Genomic DNA, 20,036 nt, shown 5'->3' with positions numbered 1-20,036 from the left:
GGGTGTTTATAACTGATATTTTAAAGCTCTTAGACGAAGAATCGATGAATATATTAACTATTGCTCTTCGCAGTAGCTGTTTGAACTTGAGATAGCTAGCACTGTCTCAAGTATGAGACACCTTTGCAGGGGTGAGACTACGAAATCATATCGATTTCTGTCTCACACCCTTTTTTATATTTATTGTGACAAAAAGATTCAATAATTGTTGAACTTCTATGGCTTAGATAAAATATGATTGAATGGAAGTTATTTATTTCATCTATACATTAAATAACTATTCAAATAAAACTAAGGGGATGACGTAAAATGAAGCGTTTGTTGACTGCACTCGCTGCCGGTGTGCTCGTGCTATCTGCCTGTGGTACAACAGATGATTCGAAATCTGATAAACAGCACTCTGCTAAATCAGAACAAGCGAAGAAAAATGAAGTGAAATATCCAAAAGATGGAGTTAAAGGGATTTATGTAACACCGAATTCACTCAAAGGTAAGAAGTTTGATGAACTTATCGATTTTATCAATGATACTGATTTAAATACGATGGTCATTGATGTGAAAGACGATAGCGGAAATATCACAATGAATTTAAACTCTGATAATAAATTGATTCAGAAGAATACCCAAGAGAGCGTAAATTTGAAGAAATTAATGAAGACGTTAAAGCAGAATCACATTTATTCTATTGCGCGCATCGTGACTTTTAAAGATTCTAAACTCGCTGAAGAGCACCCTGAATGGTCGTTCAAGAAGAAGGATGGCGAGGTTTGGGAAAGTGATGGCGGCGATAAATTTATCAATCCTTTCAGTAAAAAAGTCTGGGATTACAATATTAATGTCGCTAAAGCAGCCGCAAATGCCGGTTTCCAAGAAGTGCAATTCGACTATGTCCGCTTCCCTGAAGGCTTTGAGAACATGGACACTGAACTGTCCTACTCTAACGGTAAATATAAGGGCGATGATACTGACCATACACAACAACGTGTGGAGACGATTACTGATTTCTTAAAAACTGCACGCAAATCATTACATAAATTGGATGTGAAGACTGGTGCAGACGTGTTCGGTTATTCAGCAACTGTTGAAGAAGCACCAGGTATTGGCCAAAGTTTCCCTAAAATTGCTGGTAATGTCGATGTGATTTCTTCAATGGTCTATCCATCTCACTGGAGTCCGAATGATTTCGGCATTGCCCACCCTGACCTCGAACCGTACAAAACTGTAGACAAATATTTAGATCGTGAACATGATGTGTTGAAAAAAGCTGGAAAACATCAACCACAATCTCGTCCTTGGTTACAAGATTTCACAGCAAGCTACCTTGGCGAGGGTAACTACAAAGAATACGATGCTCAAGCCGTACAAGATCAAATTCAAGCACTGAAAGATCACGGTATCAACGAATTCCTGCTCTGGGATGCATCCAATGAGTATACGAAAGGCGTCGACTATTCACCAGCTCAAAAAGAAGATAAGACCCACAAAGATAAAGACAATAATAAATAAGCATAAGAGTATGCGCTAGTGTAAGGGTTACTCTCTCAACCACTAGCGCATTTTTAATATTTTATATAACCTTCTACTCTATTTTCAAACTTATAGTACTTTATCATTTTTTAATTCTTGAATGACACGTTCAGTATTGCGATTATCATTAAATTCATTGATTTGACGGTAATTGTAACGTACTTTTTCCGGTAAGTGATAATTTGTATTTATCGCTTTTTGCACTAATGCGACGAGATCATGCTCATCATCAGCAACTACACCTGGCACGTTATCACGATTAGCTGGCGTCGTTCCTCCATGCTTAGCAATAATGTCCTCAAACTCTTTCCAATAGAAGATTGGGAAAGCCCCATGATTAATCGCATCAAAGATAATCGAAGAAATATCAGTGATATAGATTACGGAATTCTTCAATGTATCTGTCGGATCTTCGACAAATAAATCGGCATAGTCTTTAAATAAATCTTTCGCATAATGCGCAAATTTGTTGTGAGCTGCGATTTGTAAACGGTCTAGCAATCCAGCCTGTTCAAAGGCTTGAATCACTTCTACCATGGACTGATAGTACGTCGTCTTCTTAATGTCACCGTTTACGACAGCTGATTCTTCCCACGGACGCCAAGTCGGCATATAAGTTATCTTGTTGGCATTCGGCGAGAGTTGGGCATTGTCGAATTTCGGCATCCCTGTTTTCATCAATTCGAAATCGTTATACCCTAATTCATTAAAGATTTTAGCTTCAACTTCTGAACTTACGACGGATTTCACCACATTGTTAGTCATGTTCTTTTTATGGAATCCTACATTTTTCGAATCTCCACGTGGTTTTAAAAATGTAATACCATGTTGCAAGAAATACAGCGGTGTCGCTTGAATTTTACGATTTAAACGATCATTGAAAATGCGTGTGTTAATCGCATGATTACTCAATTCACTGGCAATAAAATAATCCGCGAGGAAGACATAGAGATAATTTTTAAAGCTAAAGCGTTCAACAATCTTCTTGCCCCACTTCTTCTTCATCTCTTTGTATTGCGGAGACGTGCGGTCTAAGATAAAGCGATTCGTTGCTTTCGTGCTACGATCACTGGCTGCCGCTTCAAATACGTATTTTCCAGATTCAACAGCTTTAGAAGCTTCTTTTTCAAAATACACATTCACATTGCGACGTCCCATCAAGAACTTAACGATTGGCGCCACTTTCGCAGCCATACTAATCTTCCACTTATGCCATGGTTGATAAATCTTCAATGCTGGTAGGTTGCCAATCGATAAATTATTCGCCGCATTTCGACGAACAATAATCGCATGCCCTTTATAGTTAAACGTGCGCACGACTTTATCTTGGTCATTTAGCTGTTTCATTTGATGAAGTGGATGAACCATCTTACCATTCAATGCCATAAATACTGTGTTGTGAATTTGAGTAAGATGTGGCAACTGCTTGATCTTCACTTTCGCCTCAAACTGACCCGAGCGAGACCATTTCACCTTACCGAGCGACTCCCCAGCTTTCGTCACTAACTCCGTAGGTCGAATCGTCGCATGATAATCAATTTGACCACTAAAGATGATATGTCGTAGTGACTTCTGCACTTTAATCTCACTACGTTGATAAAGTAAGTCATTCTCTTTATCTGTCTTGATACTAAGCTTGCCATTGCGATAACTGATAATATACAAACGATTATCTAATTTTAAATACACTGGACGCGTTTGATAGCGTAAAAAGTCATCATCTAGACGTGCGTCTTTATCCTTTTTCAAATTACTGAGACGAATGCGCTGTTGGTGTGTTGATGTCCAAACTACGAATTCATTCGCACTATTAAAATCGAATTGCAATTCAGAATCTGAAATCACATCAATATGATGTGTTTTAAAAGAAAAATCACGTTTAGCATGCGTATATTCTAAGAAAGTGAAGTCCGAGACGTACTGGATTTTAATAAAAATCGCAGGGTCGCCCTCACGATTGACTTCATCTGTAATCCATGGCTTACGTCCTACCTCGAATAGCGTGCTGTAATCGAGCTCAACTGCGACATCATTGTACGTATCTCTAATCTGATAACTCAGTTCAGTTGGCGTCACTTCAAAACGCTCATGTAATGCTTGAATTGAAATATTGAGACTGCCTTCCGTCTTATTATTTAAATACGGTGTACAGTACACTTTATGATTTTTCGAATGAACATAATAAACGTTTTCTTGATATTCAAATATCGCAATGAGTCCGTCTGGGTAAGCAGTTTTCCCCAACTTGAACTCTGAACCATCAAGTTGGGAAGCCTGAATACGCCATGTCTTCTCATTACGCACAGTAAAGACGAGTTGTTGTGGTAACTGCTCTTGAATTGAACCGTAGTTCACATTAAATTTAACTAATTCTATCATCTCTCTAGCTCCTCTAATGTTCTTGTACCTTCGTCATAATCGCCTCATACACACGCTCGCAATTATGATGATCTATATGATTAAAAATAAGGTTTCTATCGCCTATCGGACCGTGTGTACGTTTCAGCGCAGCCTCGATGTTATAAATCAACTCATTTTCAGAATAAGCAATATCCCCGATAAAGGTATCGTTAATCGGTCTTAGGATACCCTTTCTAAAGAAATGCGCCACATCAAAGTGGTAGAACAGTACAGGCTTGTTCATATAAGAGAAATCGAAGCTAACAGAACTATAATCCGTAATGAGTAAATCATGATTAATCAATAAATCCTGTACAGTTTCTTTACCGAGCTCAACGTAATTGACTTGCGACGTCGCGTTGTCCTCTAAGTACATCTTAAAGAAACTTTGCGCGCGATAATGCGGGTAGAAATTCAATTCAAGCTGATACTGCTCGCTTAACTTCAGCAATTGCTCATTATTAATCAAACTCATATAGCGCTTTAAGTACTCACTATGGGTAAACGCCTCTGTAGAGTTCAACCAATCGCGCCATGTCGGCATGATTAACACGCGCTTAATTTCTTTACGCGGTTCAAGTGGAAGACGGTCAAAGCGTGGTAAGCCTGTGACAGCTACCTCTTCATCTTTATAGCCCATCTCTTGCATCACGACATCTCGTTTCTCGTAGTCGCTTGAGACGTTAAATAAATCAAATGGTGATTCATAATACTTGCGATGATATTCCACATTTTTACGTCCAAGCACACCATGTTGAAGGAAGATCTTGGTCGTATCTTCGTAACCCCAGAAACCAGGAGCTGCTTTGTATGGCATAATGTTCTCAATATCATGCGTACACATGAGCACTTGTGCTTGTGGTGCGATACGGAGATGTTCTTCTGAACCGAAACGTAACACGTGATCTAAATGTTGAATCCCTGCATAGTCTTCAGACGTTTCATCGATGACGTAATACGCTTCCACATCTGTGTGTTCTTGTAACCACTTGAACATTTGAATACCACTTTCTTGCGCAGTATCCGTGCGTTCGCCAATCATCCAAATATTGTTATTTTTAACGTTGTTGTCATTCAAGACTTGTAATTCACGAGCTGATAAATCGAACGTTTCAAATTTGATATTTTTAAAAGGTGTGAGCGTCATCATAAAGTAGACGGTACGCGCTCCAAAGGCTTGTTCAACCAGTGTTTGAACCTTATCTTTTTTATAAATACCTGTCTTGTATTTAATCTTTTGCTTTCTCACTAACGTTTCGCCATCATAAACTGTCACGAACACATCGATAATCGATTTCTTCTTCGTTAACAGTTCAGACAAACGTTGATAATCGAGCGACACATTCTGTTCACCACGTTCAATCGGCTGTGACCACGTCTGTTCAGACTCTCGCTCTTCAAACGTTAAATAGTAATTACAGTGTTGATACACTGCATGCGGTTGGAAATAAATATTTAAGTGCTGGTCGTCATAAGAGTTGACGCCCACTTTGAACTTCGGTTTACGATATTTTAACGTCATACCGTTACGACTATTGATATTTAATTGATAAATCTCATCTTCTAAAGTGTGGAACGTCTTGAATTTCACTGACTCTGCCGTCAATAGATACGTATGTTCATTAATACAGATGAAGACTTTCTTCGTTTTAACACTCTCTATCGTCGATAAATCTAATTTCGCAGACACCTTATTTAAACCAATCGTCGTATCTAAGAACTGCACCTGACTGTAGTTCACGTCGACGATACCGAGTTGAACCTCATCCTCCTCTTGCATCGTATATGGCGTTTCAAACGCAATATTGAGATGGTTCTCGTCGGCCAATTGCGTAATTTGAACGTCAGACACTTCGTAGAATACACGATTGATAGTGAGTATATTTCGACTCAAATGATACTCCATGAAATAACGCTTGAACGTCAGCGGCATTGAGACTTCAATCGGATACAGTTCAAGTCCTTTTACCGCATACACATAGAACGCCTCTTGCGCGATCTTCTCTTGAATATATGCGACATTGACCTTGCCAGCATGACAGTCCAACGTCTTCATATGTTGAGAGTTCAGCAAGACCAATGCTTCGATCGGCGTTGAATGATTTGAGCCGTCTGTCACTTCGAGCTCATCTCCAGCCTTACTAAAATGCACCGGACAAGGTTCGTTGATGTAGGTATAACCTAGCTGTAAATGCTGAAGGACAATCTGTTGATCTACCTCAAGTTGATATAAACCTCCGTTAAGACCTTGCATTACCTCAAGGCGATCACCTGCTTGTAACCATAAACGCTTGCCATTATGCGCTAAAGCAATATGTAGTTGTGACTGAGTGCTATGAAGAATTTGAGTAGGTAGTTGAAGTACTAACGCATTACGTGAGTGAGAGGTCACTTCGAAATCAATCGGTTGGCCATTCGCCGTAATCGTTAGTTGTTTCGCATTCAAGCGTAGAAAGTTCTTATATGTACAATCAATAGTGATGTATTCTTCGCCTAGATAAATACTTTGAACAACAAATTGCTTCACTAGGCGTTGTTTAAGTTGTTGTAACACCCTCGCGTCCCTCCTGAAACTAATTTCATCTAATATTTGAATTTGTAGAGACATAGGGCTTATATGGGTCTTCTAACGGTAATGACACTTCCTCTGAGTGCCTTACCTCACAAATGATTCCCTAATCAAAATCCCTACCACTTAACGTTGTATTGAATTTTGATGCTAGTTCATTAAATGTGACTGTTCTTATATTTATTGATTACTATATTATATTCTATATCTTTTGTCGGTAACAGTAAAAACAAACAACTTTTTCTCAAAAATACTAAAATATTTATTCGTTTAAACACTACTGTGATTTAAACAACTTTCTTTACGTTGCATTCTCAAAATAGCTCACTTCTTATAAAGTGGCTTTAAATTCCTAGTTCATTACTATTTAAAGTAGGTTTACTCTCAATAATTTTATTCAACCTCATAAATCTCACTTTAATTCCATAGGCAAAAGTTGAGAAATAAATTAATTACTAGTTAATATTATTATTGTTTTGCGTCACATCAATTTAATAGTTTAGCGATTGTAATTTTGATTTAAGTGTATTACAATTCAATTGACTGATTAACGGAAGGTAGAACAGAACATGATGGACATCTTACTATTTCCACTGATGTATCCGCTCTTTATGTCCATTTATTGGATTGTAGGTACTGTGTACTATGTCGCATGTTACGAGCGTAAGTTAAAGCGTAAAGTCGACAAGGATATCGGTGACATGGGTATCTCCTTTCTCATTCCTTGCTATAACGAAGAAACGACGATTAAAGATACGATATTGAATGTCTATAATCTAGAATTCCCTAATAAAGAGATTATTGTCATTAACGATGGGAGCTCAGATCATTCAGCTCGTATATTAGAACAGCTCGCTCACGAAATTGATTTTAAATTTATTAATTTACGGGATAACAAAGGGAAGGCAAATGCACTTAATGAAGGGATTAATCATGCGAAATTTGATTATGTAATGGTCATTGATGCAGATACGATTATCGATAATGATGGACCATATTACATGATTCAGCATTTTAAAAATGATAGTCAATTGGCAGCAGTCACAGGCAATCCGCGTATTCGTAACAAGAGATCGCTTCTCGGTAAGATTCAAGCGATCGAATACACGAGCATGGTCGGTGGGATTAAACGTGCCCAATCTGTCATAGGTAAGATCAATACGATTTCTGGGGTCTTCACCCTCTTTCGTAAAAGCGCGGTGGAACACGTCGGCAAATGGGATATTGACATGATCACAGAAGATATTGCGATTTCCTGGAAATTCCACTTACATAAATACACGATTAAGTACGAGCCTCGCGCACTTTGCTGGATGTTGGTGCCAGAAACGATTGGAGATTTATGGAAACAGCGTATCCGATGGGCACAAGGTGGACAGGAAGTATTGATTCGCGACTGGAAACACGGGTTAAGAGCGATTAATATTCCACTCTTCACTCTGATTATTGAACAAACGCTATCTTTGATATGGGTATATTGGATTATCGGTGCCCTATGTTGGATGATTCTACATATCAACTTCTTAGACATTTACTACCTAGAATATCAATTTACGCTCATCTTATTACCGGCACTAGTTCTGACATTTATCAACGTCTTACAGTTCACCGTCTCCCTTCTCATCGACAGTCGCTATGAGAAACTCAATCTGATTACATTTATCTTTTTAAGTTGGTATCCCGTATTCTACTGGCTGCTCAATGCATTAGTCGCCATTGTAGCATTACCGAAAGCATTGCGTCGAAAGAAAGGAGCATTTGCAACATGGACAAGTCCGGAACGTCGAAACGAAGAATAGCGCATCTCGGTTTAAACCTTCTACGTGAAGGTGTCATCTTAATATTCAGCTTAGGATTCTGGCTCTACTGCATCATCGCCTTCATCCTTTTCGTGGGAACAATAGTGCGGTCACACTCCCTTCCGTCTTATTAACCCGGGTAACTTTAAATTTGGAGGCGAATGACATCGAACAACTCCTGCGCACGATGCTCTTGTTTTCAATCATAGCTATCGTGATATTTACGACGTGCTATATCATACAAAGATTTGTGTGTGGTAAAAGAGGCTACTAACTTTGAGACGCGTACATAAGCTCTTCATTGTCTGTCTCACTCTACTCTTATGCTTATGCGAAACGATGTGCGCAAGTTCTGCAAAGGCAGCGGATACACACTCAGAACTCAGTTCAAACCCTAATGCAGCTATCGCACTCACTTACCATCGTGTTCGAGATGGTAGCTTGCTCGAACGCTTTATGCAATGGTTCTCAAATAGTAAGGAACTCAACACCTATAGCGTGACGAAACAAGAGTTTGAAGCGCAAATGGCGTGGCTTCATGCCCACAACGCACACTTTCTCACAGAGGCTGAACTCTTAAAGTACAAATCACAAGGTCACTTCCCTCCTCGAAGTGTGTGGATTAGCTTTGATGACATGGATGATACGACTTTGTACAACGCACAACCCATTCTTAAGAAATATGACATCCCGGCCACTGGATTTCTCATCACCGGGCATGTAGGTGATCATGATTTCCATAATCTTGACTTACTTACATTAGCAGAACTTAAAGAACTCCACTGTTCAGGTCGATGGAATTTTAGCTCTCACTCGCATGACTTACATGGGTTAAAAGGAAAGAACGCCAACATGACGTCCGTCTCAAAGGCTGTCTTAACTTCAGATATTCAAGCCAGCAATGCATTTTTGAAGAAACATTTTAACGAAGATAATCAAAGCATTGCCTATCCGTATGGTAAATTAAACGAACGCAACATCGAAGTACTCGAAACAAACGGTATTCACTACGGCTTTACAGAAGTCGACAAAGTGATTGAACCTACATGCAATAATTACAAAATACCCCGAATATTAGTGAGTCGAGATTCATTCGAACGACTCATCAAGGGGTGGACAGGATTTCACTCATGACTCATTACAAGACAGAATTAACCTATTTCAGAGCATTCATCTGTATCTTAATCGTTCTCGTACATATTCTCACGCAATACATGGGACATGTGGAAGACAGCGAGACATCAGAGCTCAAATTACTTTATTACATTCAAAATATCATTATCTTTGCTACACCTAGCTTTATTATCTTGTCTCAACTGCTCACGACTTTAAATTATAAGACGGTCGACCGTCACTATCTTTGGAAACGGGTCAAATATATCTTGTGCCCTTACTTACTGGTAGGGACTTTCTATGCCTATAGTGAGCATAAGATTACAGGTAATACGTTTACAGAAGAATGGTGGAAAAGTGTGATTTTAGGACACTGGCATGGCTATTTCATTCTGATTATCATGCAATTCTTCGTTCTGAGTTACTTACTGTACAAAGGGTCACCTCGCATTTTTGATAGTAAAACGGTATTGGTGCTTAGCTTTATTGTTCAATTTAGTTTCTTACATCTTTATAACGAGAATGCTGTTTTCGCTAAATATTTCACAGCTTTCTATCCGTTTAGTGAAAATACATGCATCCTTGGCTGGATTTTCTTCTTTTTCATGGGAGGATATATCGGCCGCCATTATCATCAAATCATTCAATTTCTGAATTTACATATCTTTATCGTGTTGGGCGTGGCGATTCTCAGTTATTTAGGATTCATCGCTTTCGGCCATCATATTTATTGGTATGTCACAAGTTTCAGCGCAGGTTTGATGTGCTATAGTTCAGTGATGTTCTTACTGCTCTTAGGTGTCGCTACCCATTTCAACACACTGTTCTATTCGTCAGTTCAGCTTATTAGCACATTCTCGTTCTTTATCTATTTGTTGCATCCGTTGATTATTGATTCGCTTTATCATTATTTCGCGGCGTTCACGGATATGACGCTCGTCTTCTTGGCTATATCGCTCTTGTTTACACTGGGAATTTGCATTGGTGTAGGATTGTTGTTGAGGCAGTTTCGGGTGTGTCGCTTTGTAGTGGGGAAACAGCCGTATAAGATGCATGTGGATTATGAGTAGTAAAGGCATACTCCTCACCTCGTGGGGTATGCCTTTATTTTTATTATTTCATATAGAATGTCTTTCCTATTCTCATAAATGGAAAGTCTTGATGTAGTAACCATTTATAAACTTTTGTACACAGAAGTACCCAGAAAGATCCGAATGCGACGCCACTGATTACATCTGTTAGGAAATGTGCGTGGAAGTAGAATCGGCTCATAATAATACTTAACCAGGTTCCTAAGACTGCCGGTAGTGTGACCGCTTGTGCTATAGGACTTTTAATCACGGGCACGAGTACGAGTGTGATAAGTGAGAAGAAGACGCTACTCGCAACGGCATGACCGCTTGGGAATGAATATCCTGTATCTTGTACAAGGTGTTGGAATGGACGGGAGCGTTGGATAGTATTTTTCTGTATAAAACCTACAACACCTGCAGAACCTACAACACCGAGCACCCACAGACTGACTACATAATATTTCTTGTAGAACATAAATGACGAAATGGCTCCCATAATCCCAAGAATCGAAGGAATATCAAAGTATTTCGCAAAGATTGTATAATAACTGTTTAGCTTGCCATCCTTAAAGTTCATCTTTGGTCGCCCATAGCGTTGATACCACTTATCTCTGACTTTCTTATCTAATTGATGTAGTGCTTTCACTCCTGCTCCGAGACCTGCTGAAACTCCGAGAAATGTTGCGCCTGTTAAGACTAAAGCAGAAGAGGTCGCTGTTGACTTTAACTTTCCAAACATGATGAGTATCCCCTTTTCTTATGTATAGTTCAATATTAGCGATAATTGTTGTATAAGCGCAAGAGAATACGGTTCTGTTTAATTAAATAGTTGAATTTTCCGAATATTGTTTTTATTAAGTATTATTTTATGCTATATTGTTATCAATTACACTAATACTGTAAAAGAAAGGTGTATTTTATGGAAGAAATTGGCTATATGATTAGGCAATTCAGACAACTAAGACAGATGACGCTCAAACAGTTAAGTATTCAAACTGGCTTGTCAACAAGCTTTTTATCACAAGTTGAACGAGGCACATCCTCAATAGCAATAACATCATTGAGTAATATTGCTAATGCGCTTGATGTTGATATTACTTCATTTTTTAAACATCGACTGGAGACACAATTTCACATTCACCCCGACTATGTTGAATCATTTAAAATCAATCACTCACACCAAGAATTCAAACGTGTTTCAAGTGACTTTCCAAATCGAAAGTTAGAGAACTTCATAATTACTATTTACCCTGGGGATTGTAGTGAAAGGTCTCGGCATGAAGGCGAAGAGATACACTATCTCATTCAAGGGGAGCTCACCTTCTATCTCGACCAACATAAGCATGTTATTCAGGAAGGAGTTCCTTCCAAACTATCACATTACTATGTGAATGATACAGATGAACCTGCAGTGGCATTAAGTGTTGTTACGCCAGCGATATTCTAATTGAAGGGAGAAATGTAAATGAGAGTAGCTACAGACATTGGGGGTACTTTTACAGATTTAGTAGCCTTAGACAACGACGGTAATATGATTAATGGAAAATCTGATACGACGCCTAAAAATTTTGAGAAAGGTATATTTGATGTTCTCGAAAATGCCAATATCAATTTAAAAGATATTGAGATGTTTATTCACGGGACAACAATTGTGATTAATGCCTTAACAGAGAAGAATGGCGTAAAAACAGGTCTTATTACGACAAAAGGTTTCCGCGATGTATTAGAAATCGCAAGAGGTAACCGTCCTGACTTGTTTAACGTACGCTATAAGAAACCAGAACCGATTGTAGAACGTCATCTTCGTCATGAAGTTTCTGAACGTTTAAATTACAAAGGTGAAGTTATTAGTGAAGTTGATTTTAATGAAATTGACGAGATTATTGCTTATTTTAAAAAGGAAAACGTTAAAGCAATTGCTATTTCATTGCTTCACAGTTATTTAAATAATAATCACGAAAAACAAATTGCTGAATACATTAACCAGAATTATCCAGAATTCTCTACAACTTATTCTACAGAATTAAATAATGAGTGGCGTGAATATGAACGCACATCAACTGCAGTACTCAACGCTTCAGTGAAACCAATCGCAAATGACTATCTCACAAATTTAGAAAATCACATCTTGGAAAACAGCTCCAACAAGAATAACTACGTCATGCAGTCTAATGGTGGTACGAGCACCTTCGACCACGCTAAAATTGCACCAATCAACATGGTAGAATCTGGGCCTGTTTCAGGTATATTTGGGGCAGCTATACTCGGCGAGATGATTAGTGAAGATAATCTCATCGTTCTCGATATCGGTGGTACTACAGCGAAATGTTCGCTTATTGAAAATAACAATGTCAAAGTTACTACAGATTATCATTTAGAGCGTACAAAAAACTTTGCAGGGTATCCTATGAAAGTACCTGTAGTGGATATCGTTGAAATTGGAAACGGTGGTGGTTCTATCGCCTGGTTTGATGAAAGTGGTTCAATTAAAGTAGGTCCGAAATCTGCGGGTGCTGAACCAGGCCCAATTGCATACGGTAGAGGGGGCAAAGAACCTACTACTACAGATGCTAATTTACTTCTTGGACGTTTAAACATCGCAAACTTTGATACAAATATACAAATTAATGATGTGAAATTTCAATTTCAAAAATATATAACAAATCATTTAGATGTCGAATTAGATAGTGCGGCTATGGGGATTATCAAAATAGCTAATTCGAACATGTTAAATGCCTTAAAATTAATTTCTGTAAGAAAAGGTTATGACCCACGAGACTTTACAATGGTTGCAATAGGCGGAGGCGGTCCAATGCATTCTCAAGATCTAGCGCGTGAGTTAGGGGTTAAAAAAGTGATTGTGCCAGCTACTTCAAGTGTCTTCGCTTCGTGGGGGATGTTGATGTCTGACTTAAGACATGACTACGCACAAACATATTTAATAAATACGCAAGATATTGATTTTACCGAGATTAATCATAAGTTCGAAAGTTTAATTTCTGAAGCTAAAGATACTTTAAATGATGAAGATATTGAAGAAGGCAAGATTATAGTAACAAAATCTCTCGACTTACGTTATAAGGGTCAAGACCATCCTGTCGAAGTCACTGTGCCATATAATCAAATAGAAGAACATAATTTACCAGAAATCATAAATACTTTTCATAAAAAACATGAACAGCTCTACACATATGCACTCAAAGATAATGGTATCGAAATTGTAAATTTAAAGGTAAGTGCCATTGGTAAAATTGATAAACCGAAAATCAAAGAAATCAGTATCCCGCAGGGAAATGCTATAAAAGAAGAACGGTATGTCTACTTTGAAAATGAAGGATGGAAAAACGTCAAAATTTACGACAGAGAATATCTCGAAATCGGAAAAGATATTCAGGGTCCTGCAGTAATTGAAGAAAAAACTACAACAATTCTCATTAATACCGACGATTCAGCAGTTAAAGATAAATTCGGTAATATCATTATTCACATTGGAGGCGATGATTATGAACTATAATACTGACCCTTTCACATACGAAGTAATCAAAGACTCTCTTATCTCAACTGGTGAAGAAATGTTTATTTCACTGGCGCGCACATCAATGAGCCCAATTATTTACGAAGTACTCGACTACGCATGTGGCTTAACAAATAAGAAAGGGGAACTAGTGACAATCGGTAATGGGGTCACAGGGTTCATCGGCATGTTATCATTCATGGTTAAAGAAACGCTGAACGTCTATAGTAACGATATTCATGAAGGTGACGTCTTTCTCATCAATGACCCTTACGAAGGTGGCGGTTCACACTTATGTGACGTAGGTCTCGTCCTACCAATCTTCCAAGATGGGGAACTCGTTTCTTTCGTAGCCAACAAAGCGCACTGGACTGAAGTTGGCGGTAAAGACACAGGTTCAATGTCTACGAACTCAACTGAAGTGTACCAAGAAGGTCTCCAATTCCCTTGTGTAAAGCTTTACGACAAGGGTGTAGAGAATGAAGCTTTAGTTAAAATTATTGAATCAAATGTCCGCTTCCCTGAGCTTTCAATCGGTGATATGCGTGCTCAAATTGCTGCGCTTAAAACGGGTGAAAAACGTATCCAAGGCTTGTGTCAGAAATACTCAACTGAATCTATTTTAGAAAGCATGGAAAGATTCTTAGACCAAGGTGAAAAAGCGACGATTAACGAAATTTCAAAAATGCCACAAGGAACGTACGAAATTGAAGAATTAATCGACGATGACGGGATTTCTGATGAACAAATCCCTATCAATCTCAAATTGACGATTACTGAAGAAGAATTTATTTGTGACTTCAGAGGCTCATCTAAACAAGTTCAAGGTCCTATCAACTGTTCTTATACAGGACTCGTTTCAGCAGTCAGAACAATATTCTTAGCAATCACGAACCCTTCTCAAGAAGTGAATGATGGTGCATTCCGACCGTTGAAGATTATCACAGATGAGGGATCAATTATTTCAACCAAACGTCCTGCCCCAGTTTCTATGTACTGGGAATCTATGTTATATGGCTCAGAAACGATTTGGAAAGTTCTAGAACCTGTCATTTCTAACCGTTTAACGGCAGGACATCTCCTCTCTGTCTGTGTAGTCATTATGGGAGGCAAATTACCTGATAAAGACGAAAATTTCTTAATTGTAGAACCTTCTGTTGGTGGATGGGGTGCTTCCAATAGTTTCGATGGAGACACAGGTCAATTCTGTATCTCAGACGGTGAAACATTCAACGTACCAGTCGAAATTGCGGAAAGTACGTATGGGGTGCAAGTTGAAGAATACAGTATGCGCACAGACGGCAAAGGTGCTGGTGAATACCGTGGTGGTGCAGGTGTTATCCGTACTTACAAAGCGCTAACTGATGGTCAATTCTTTACTGGAAGTTTTGGTCACCACAAGCAGAACACATGGGGCGCAAATGGTGGCTATGAAGGTTCTAATAACGAGTTCTTAATCGAGAAAGCAAATGGAGAAATCGATGGTCCATTTGGTAAATACAATCAATATCCACTCAACAAAGGTGACAAAGTCATTCTACGTACTGCGACAGGCGGAGGTTACGGGGACCCTTACCAACGTCCGCAAGAGAAAATCGCAAGTGATATTAAGAACGGTTACATCACAGAAGAGCAAGCTAGAGAAATTTATGGATACAATGTTTAATATTTAGTTTTCGTTTTGATTGAAAATTTTATTAGTACCTTGAAAAAGAGTTTCTCTTTGAATGGAGAAACTCTTTGTTGTGATGAAATATTACTGTCATTGACTTTTTAGATGAGGTTGGATAGTATTTTTATGAAAATAAGTGGTGAATCACACTAACTGTTAACAATCATGTATGGGTAAAATGGGGAGAGTTTGTATGAAGAAATTAACAGCTGTATTACTTGGCGCAGGAGACAGAGGGGCTTATGCGTATGGTCCGTACAGCTTGGATCATCCTAATGAAATAGAGTTCGTGGCTGTTGCTGACCCGGATAAAGTGCGACGTGACTACTTTGCGGAGAAACATCAGATTGAATCCCATCAACGTTTTGAAGACTGGAGGGATGTCTTGAGTCGGTCTAAAATGGCTGATGTAATGATGATTTGCATGCAAGATCAGTTGCATTACGAACCGGCAATCGCAGCATTAAATAAGGGGTATCATGTGCTGCTTGAAAAGCCAATGTCGCCAACTCGCGAAGAATGTGTTGAAATGACGAAAGTGGCTGAACAGAACCATCGATTATTAACAATTTGTCATGTTATGCGTTACAGTCCTTTCTGGTCTGCGATTAAAGATTGTATTGCGCGTGGGGATATTGGGAAAGTCATCTCTATTCAGCTCAATGAAAATATAGGGCATTTACATATGGCACATAGTTATGTACGCGGAAATTGGCGCAATTCTGATTTAGCGAGTCCTATGATTTTACAAAAATCTTGTCATGATATGGATATCATTTCTTGGTTAATAGATAGTGACTGTAAATCTATTAATTCGTACGGTTCACTCTCACTTTTTAAAGAAGATAATGCACCTAAGGGTTCCACTGAATATTGTTTAGATGGCTGTGAAGTTGCTGATCAATGTCCGTATTACGCTCCAGATTTCTATTTAAGTGACTCTAACTGGGCGCGGAAAGTAACAAATGACGTTTCTAGGGAAGGTATCATTGAAGCTCTGAAAGACGGGCCATACGGTAAGTGTGTGTACCGTTCGGATAACAACGTTGTGGATCATCAAGTAGTCAATATGGAGTTTGAAGGCGGCGAGACTGCTGTGTTCTCGATGTGCGGTCTTACCCACGATAATACACGCGTAGTCCAAATTAACGGCACTAAAGGCGAAATTTCCGGAAAATGGATGACGAACCAATTTACAGTATCTGACTTTGTAACAGGTGATCAGAAACAAGTTACTGTGAATGTTTCGAACTCAGGACACGGCGGCAGTGACTCAGAATTGATGAGACATTTCGTTCGTCAGGTTCACGCCTTCGAAGAAAGTCATACGCAGAGCCTTACTTCAGCGAGAGAGTCGCTCAAGAGTCATCTCATGGCCTTTGCGGCTGAAGATTCAAGATTAAATGGCGGTAAGCCTGTTAAAATTAAAGAAATGTATACGTGAAAGTGCATAAAAGTAGCCGAATGAGTAACTCGACGATCAGAGAGACTCGTTCGGCTATGTTATATAACAAGTGAATATCGATAATTTCCATTCATTTTAACTAACTTACATTACTTCTCATAATAATTATAAAAGAAATCTTGATATAACTGCTTCACTTTAGGTGAAAGTATGAGCACGGCAATAACGTTAGGAATCAACAAACATGCTAAGGCCAAATCTAATAAATCCCATAACTGTTTACCCACGCCTATTGCCCCAAGAATAATTGCGATGGTATAGATCCCTTTGAGTGCCCATCCACCTGGAATACCAAATAAAAACTCTGCCATGCGAGAACCATAGAAGATAACCACAATTAATGTAGAGAAGACGAAGAAGAACATCGATAAAGTAATCAACGTGCTCCCCCAAGAACCAAATACTTCGTGATATGCTCGAGCTGTAAGTGCTGAAGAATGTGCTTTAGCTCCACCTTCTTTCCAAACTCCAGAAAGTAATACGACTAAACCTGTTGTTGTACAGATTAGCACGGTATCAACGATGATTTCGGCAATCCCCCAGAATGCTTGTCTCACTGGATGATCGGTCTTAGCCGCTGCATGTGCTATGGGTGAAGATCCAAGCCCTGCTTCATTTGAATAGACGCCTCTCGCAAACCCCCATCTCATCGTACTAGCCAAGGCCGCTCCTATACCGCCGCCAGCTACAGATGTCGGGTAGAAGGCTTCTTTGAAGATTAACCCTATAGTACCAGGTATCGCTTGAAAATTTATCACAATAATTATAAATCCTAATATTAAATATAAACCCACCATAATAGGCACCAATTTTTCAGTAACGTTAGCTATGCTCTTAACACCACCTATAACAACTAATGCCGTTAGCATAGCAATTACAATACCTGAAATGAGTGGATTAATGTGGAATGAATCTTTAATATTTGCTGTTACCGAATTCCCTTGTACCATCACACTAGCAATAATTTCCACCATGAAGATAAACGCAAAGACATACGCGAATGTTTTTCCTAACTTTTTATTCTTAAAGCCTTTATACATGTAATATGTAGGGCCGCCGACAAATTCGCCTTTTTTGTTCTTCTCTCTATAAGCGATCCCCAAGACATTCTCGCTAAATTTCAGCGCCATCCCCAAGAAGGCAATGACTAACATCCAGAAGAGTGCCCCAGGTCCTCCCATCATGATTGCGGTAGGCACTCCGACAATGTTTGCTGCACCTACCGTCGAGGAAAGTGCTGAAGTTAGTGCTTGTTTAGGCGTAATCGTTCCTTCCCCTTTAGCTTCTTTATTAAATCTCCCAAATGTTTGTTTCAGTATATAGATAAAATGCCTGAACTGCACAAAGTTTAAGTAAATCGTTAAAAATATACTTGTAATGAGTAACAAAATGATAATTGGATATCCCCATAGCCAATCGGTAAATCTCATAATTCTATTCATAACAATGGTCCCCCTCTATATTTCTGTCCATTGATTAAATGAAATGTATTATCTATAATAAATGAATTTGTTGTAAGCGCTTACTTTGTTAAAAGTATATACATATTAAACATTAATTGCAATTTTAGTAATAGAGGTAGGGATGTAGGGAGGATAATTTAGAAAATTATAAGGGCGTAGTTCTAAATTGAAATTATTTATTTAAACATTTCCATCACATACTAAAAAAGCTCCCTCCATATGAGGAGGGAACTCTAACTAATATTATTGCTCATCTTTGTGTTTTCTTCTTTTTCTAAACAAGAATAGTGAACCAATAAGGGCTGCCATTGAACCTAATATCGTGCCTTGACTTGTTGCTTGCTCACCCGTGTCAGGTAATGCGTCTTCATCTTGAGATGTTGTATGACTCGGTGATTGCGGTGTCGTACCTGCTGGATGTGCTCCAGTCGAAGGTATTTCGATATTAGTTACTGTATCAAGTTCAGCTTGTAATGTTGACTGTTCTTGAGCTGGTAGTTGATCTATTTGAGCTTGTGCCTCTTGCTTAGCTGCTATTACGGATTGTTGAGCTTGGGCTAAGTCGTGTTGTTCATCAGTTGTTATTACTTGATCAGCCATCGCTTGTTGTAATTTCTCTTTCGCATTGTGATCTGCTTGCTGTGCTTGATCTACTGCGTGTTGAGCTTGATCCACTGTTGGTCGTGTTTGGCTAGTTGTGTTGCCAGCAGGTTGATCATTCGTATGAGTTGCTGGTTGTTCTTGATGTGTAGAATGAGGCACGTCACCAGAGTGATCTTGAGACGGCTGTGGCTGTGATGGTTGATCTGGGTTGTTTGGTTCTGGCTCTTCTGGTTCTGGCTCACTAACTCGAGGAACTTCAATGCCATGAAGCGCATCTAATTCTGGTTGTAAAATAGCTTTCTGAGTATCAGGAAGCGTATTGACCTTGTCTTGTGCTACCTGTTTAGCATTAGTTGCATCTTGGTTCGCTTTTTCAAGTTCATCATGCTCGGCAGGCGTGATAATTCCGTCTGCTTGCGCTTCTTTCAGCTTGTCTTGGGCTATTTGGTCTGCACGTTTAGCTGCGTCGATTGCTTGTTGAGCTTCGTTGCGTTGTTCATCAATAGAGTCAGCTACACCGTTCGCATCTGAATCGTTTACGTCAGGGATGTCGATGCCATGTAATTGATCGAGTTCGCTTGGCATATCTCCGCGTTGATCACTAGGAAGTCCATCGACTTTAGTTTTCGCGTTTTGTTTAGCCTCGGCTGCTTCTTGATTTGCTTTTTCTAGTGCGTCATGTTCGTCTGGTGTGATGAGACCATCCGCATTCGCTTCTTTCAATTTATCTTGTGCAGCTTGATCTGCATTTTTAGCTGCGTTGACAGCTGCTTGTGCTTCGTTACGTTGGTTATCAATGTCATCAGATACACCGTTTGAGTCTGAATCATTCACATCT

Annotated in this window: 13 protein-coding genes; 8 read left to right on the top strand and 5 right to left on the bottom strand. The window is 39.1% G+C overall.

Features of this window, described 5'->3' with window-relative positions:
* Positions 1–309: 309 nt before the first annotated feature.
* On the top strand, positions 310–1,506 hold the full coding sequence (locus tag HMPREF2802_RS10145) for a putative glycoside hydrolase (RefSeq protein WP_070504238.1): 1,197 nt from the start codon (positions 310–312) through the stop codon (positions 1,504–1,506).
* A gap of 90 nt (positions 1,507–1,596) precedes the next feature.
* Here HMPREF2802_RS10145 and HMPREF2802_RS10140 read toward each other — a convergent pair whose 3' ends face one another.
* Complete coding sequence (locus HMPREF2802_RS10140) at positions 1,597–3,906, bottom strand: CDP-glycerol glycerophosphotransferase family protein (RefSeq protein ID WP_070504235.1); 2,310 nt, start codon at positions 3,904–3,906, stop codon at positions 1,597–1,599.
* 13 nt (positions 3,907–3,919) lie between these two features.
* Entirely contained in the window at positions 3,920–6,481 is a 2,562-nt protein-coding gene (locus HMPREF2802_RS10135) for a CDP-glycerol glycerophosphotransferase family protein (protein WP_083307630.1), read from the bottom strand.
* Positions 6,482–7,068: 587 nt separating this feature from the next.
* Here HMPREF2802_RS10135 and icaA point away from each other — a divergent pair.
* From icaA to icaC, 3 genes are all read left to right on the top strand, one after another.
* Complete coding sequence (icaA, locus tag HMPREF2802_RS10130; protein ID WP_070504602.1) at positions 7,069–8,295, top strand: poly-beta-1,6 N-acetyl-D-glucosamine synthase IcaA; 1,227 nt, start codon at positions 7,069–7,071, stop codon at positions 8,293–8,295.
* Between the two features lie 276 nt (positions 8,296–8,571).
* Positions 8,572–9,429, top strand: coding sequence for an intercellular adhesin biosynthesis polysaccharide N-deacetylase (icaB, locus tag HMPREF2802_RS10125; protein WP_242249959.1), 858 nt, complete (start codon positions 8,572–8,574; stop codon positions 9,427–9,429).
* Entirely contained in the window at positions 9,426–10,478 is a 1,053-nt protein-coding gene (gene icaC, locus HMPREF2802_RS10120) for a polysaccharide intercellular adhesin biosynthesis/export protein IcaC (RefSeq protein WP_070504226.1), read from the top strand. Before icaB ends, icaC begins: the two co-directional genes overlap by 4 nt.
* 43 nt (positions 10,479–10,521) lie before the next feature.
* Here the strand turns inward: icaC and HMPREF2802_RS10115 are convergent, their stop codons facing one another.
* Positions 10,522–11,220 (bottom strand): phosphatase PAP2 family protein, encoded by a 699-nt coding sequence (locus tag HMPREF2802_RS10115; protein WP_070504223.1) that lies wholly within the window; start codon positions 11,218–11,220, stop codon positions 10,522–10,524.
* Between the two features lie 180 nt (positions 11,221–11,400).
* Here HMPREF2802_RS10115 and HMPREF2802_RS10110 point away from each other — a divergent pair, with 180 nt between their 5' ends.
* The 4 genes from HMPREF2802_RS10110 (at position 11,401) to HMPREF2802_RS10095 (ending at position 17,111) form a co-directional block, all read left to right on the top strand.
* Positions 11,401–11,928, top strand: coding sequence for a helix-turn-helix domain-containing protein (locus HMPREF2802_RS10110; RefSeq protein ID WP_070504219.1), 528 nt, complete (start codon positions 11,401–11,403; stop codon positions 11,926–11,928).
* A gap of 18 nt (positions 11,929–11,946) precedes the next feature.
* Positions 11,947–13,995 carry a hydantoinase/oxoprolinase family protein gene (locus tag HMPREF2802_RS10105; protein ID WP_070504216.1) on the top strand — a complete coding sequence of 683 codons (2,049 nt, stop codon included), beginning with the start codon at positions 11,947–11,949 and terminating at the stop codon, positions 13,993–13,995.
* The gene (locus HMPREF2802_RS10100) at positions 13,985–15,661 is read left to right on the top strand and encodes a hydantoinase B/oxoprolinase family protein (protein WP_070504213.1); all 1,677 of its coding nucleotides are present in this window, start codon (positions 13,985–13,987) and stop codon (positions 15,659–15,661) included. The genes HMPREF2802_RS10105 and HMPREF2802_RS10100 overlap by 11 nt, the downstream gene beginning before the upstream one ends.
* 199 nt (positions 15,662–15,860) lie before the next feature.
* Positions 15,861–17,111, top strand: a complete 1,251-nt coding sequence (locus HMPREF2802_RS10095; protein WP_070504210.1) for a Gfo/Idh/MocA family protein — start codon at positions 15,861–15,863, stop codon at positions 17,109–17,111.
* A 110-nt stretch (positions 17,112–17,221) separates the two neighbouring features.
* Here HMPREF2802_RS10095 and HMPREF2802_RS10090 read toward each other — a convergent pair whose 3' ends face one another.
* Positions 17,222–18,574 (bottom strand): alanine/glycine:cation symporter family protein, encoded by a 1,353-nt coding sequence (locus HMPREF2802_RS10090; RefSeq protein ID WP_070504207.1) that lies wholly within the window; start codon positions 18,572–18,574, stop codon positions 17,222–17,224.
* A 264-nt stretch (positions 18,575–18,838) separates the two neighbouring features.
* Positions 18,839–20,036: LPXTG cell wall anchor domain-containing protein (locus HMPREF2802_RS10085; protein WP_176744796.1), on the bottom strand; the 1,198-nt coding region annotated here is incomplete at its 5' end.

This window comes from Staphylococcus sp. HMSC071G07 (assembly GCF_001811435.1).
In the GTDB taxonomy this organism is placed as follows: Bacteria; Bacillota; Bacilli; order Staphylococcales; family Staphylococcaceae; genus Staphylococcus; species Staphylococcus pettenkoferi.
This window is presented reverse-complemented; position numbering and strand designations above follow the sequence as displayed.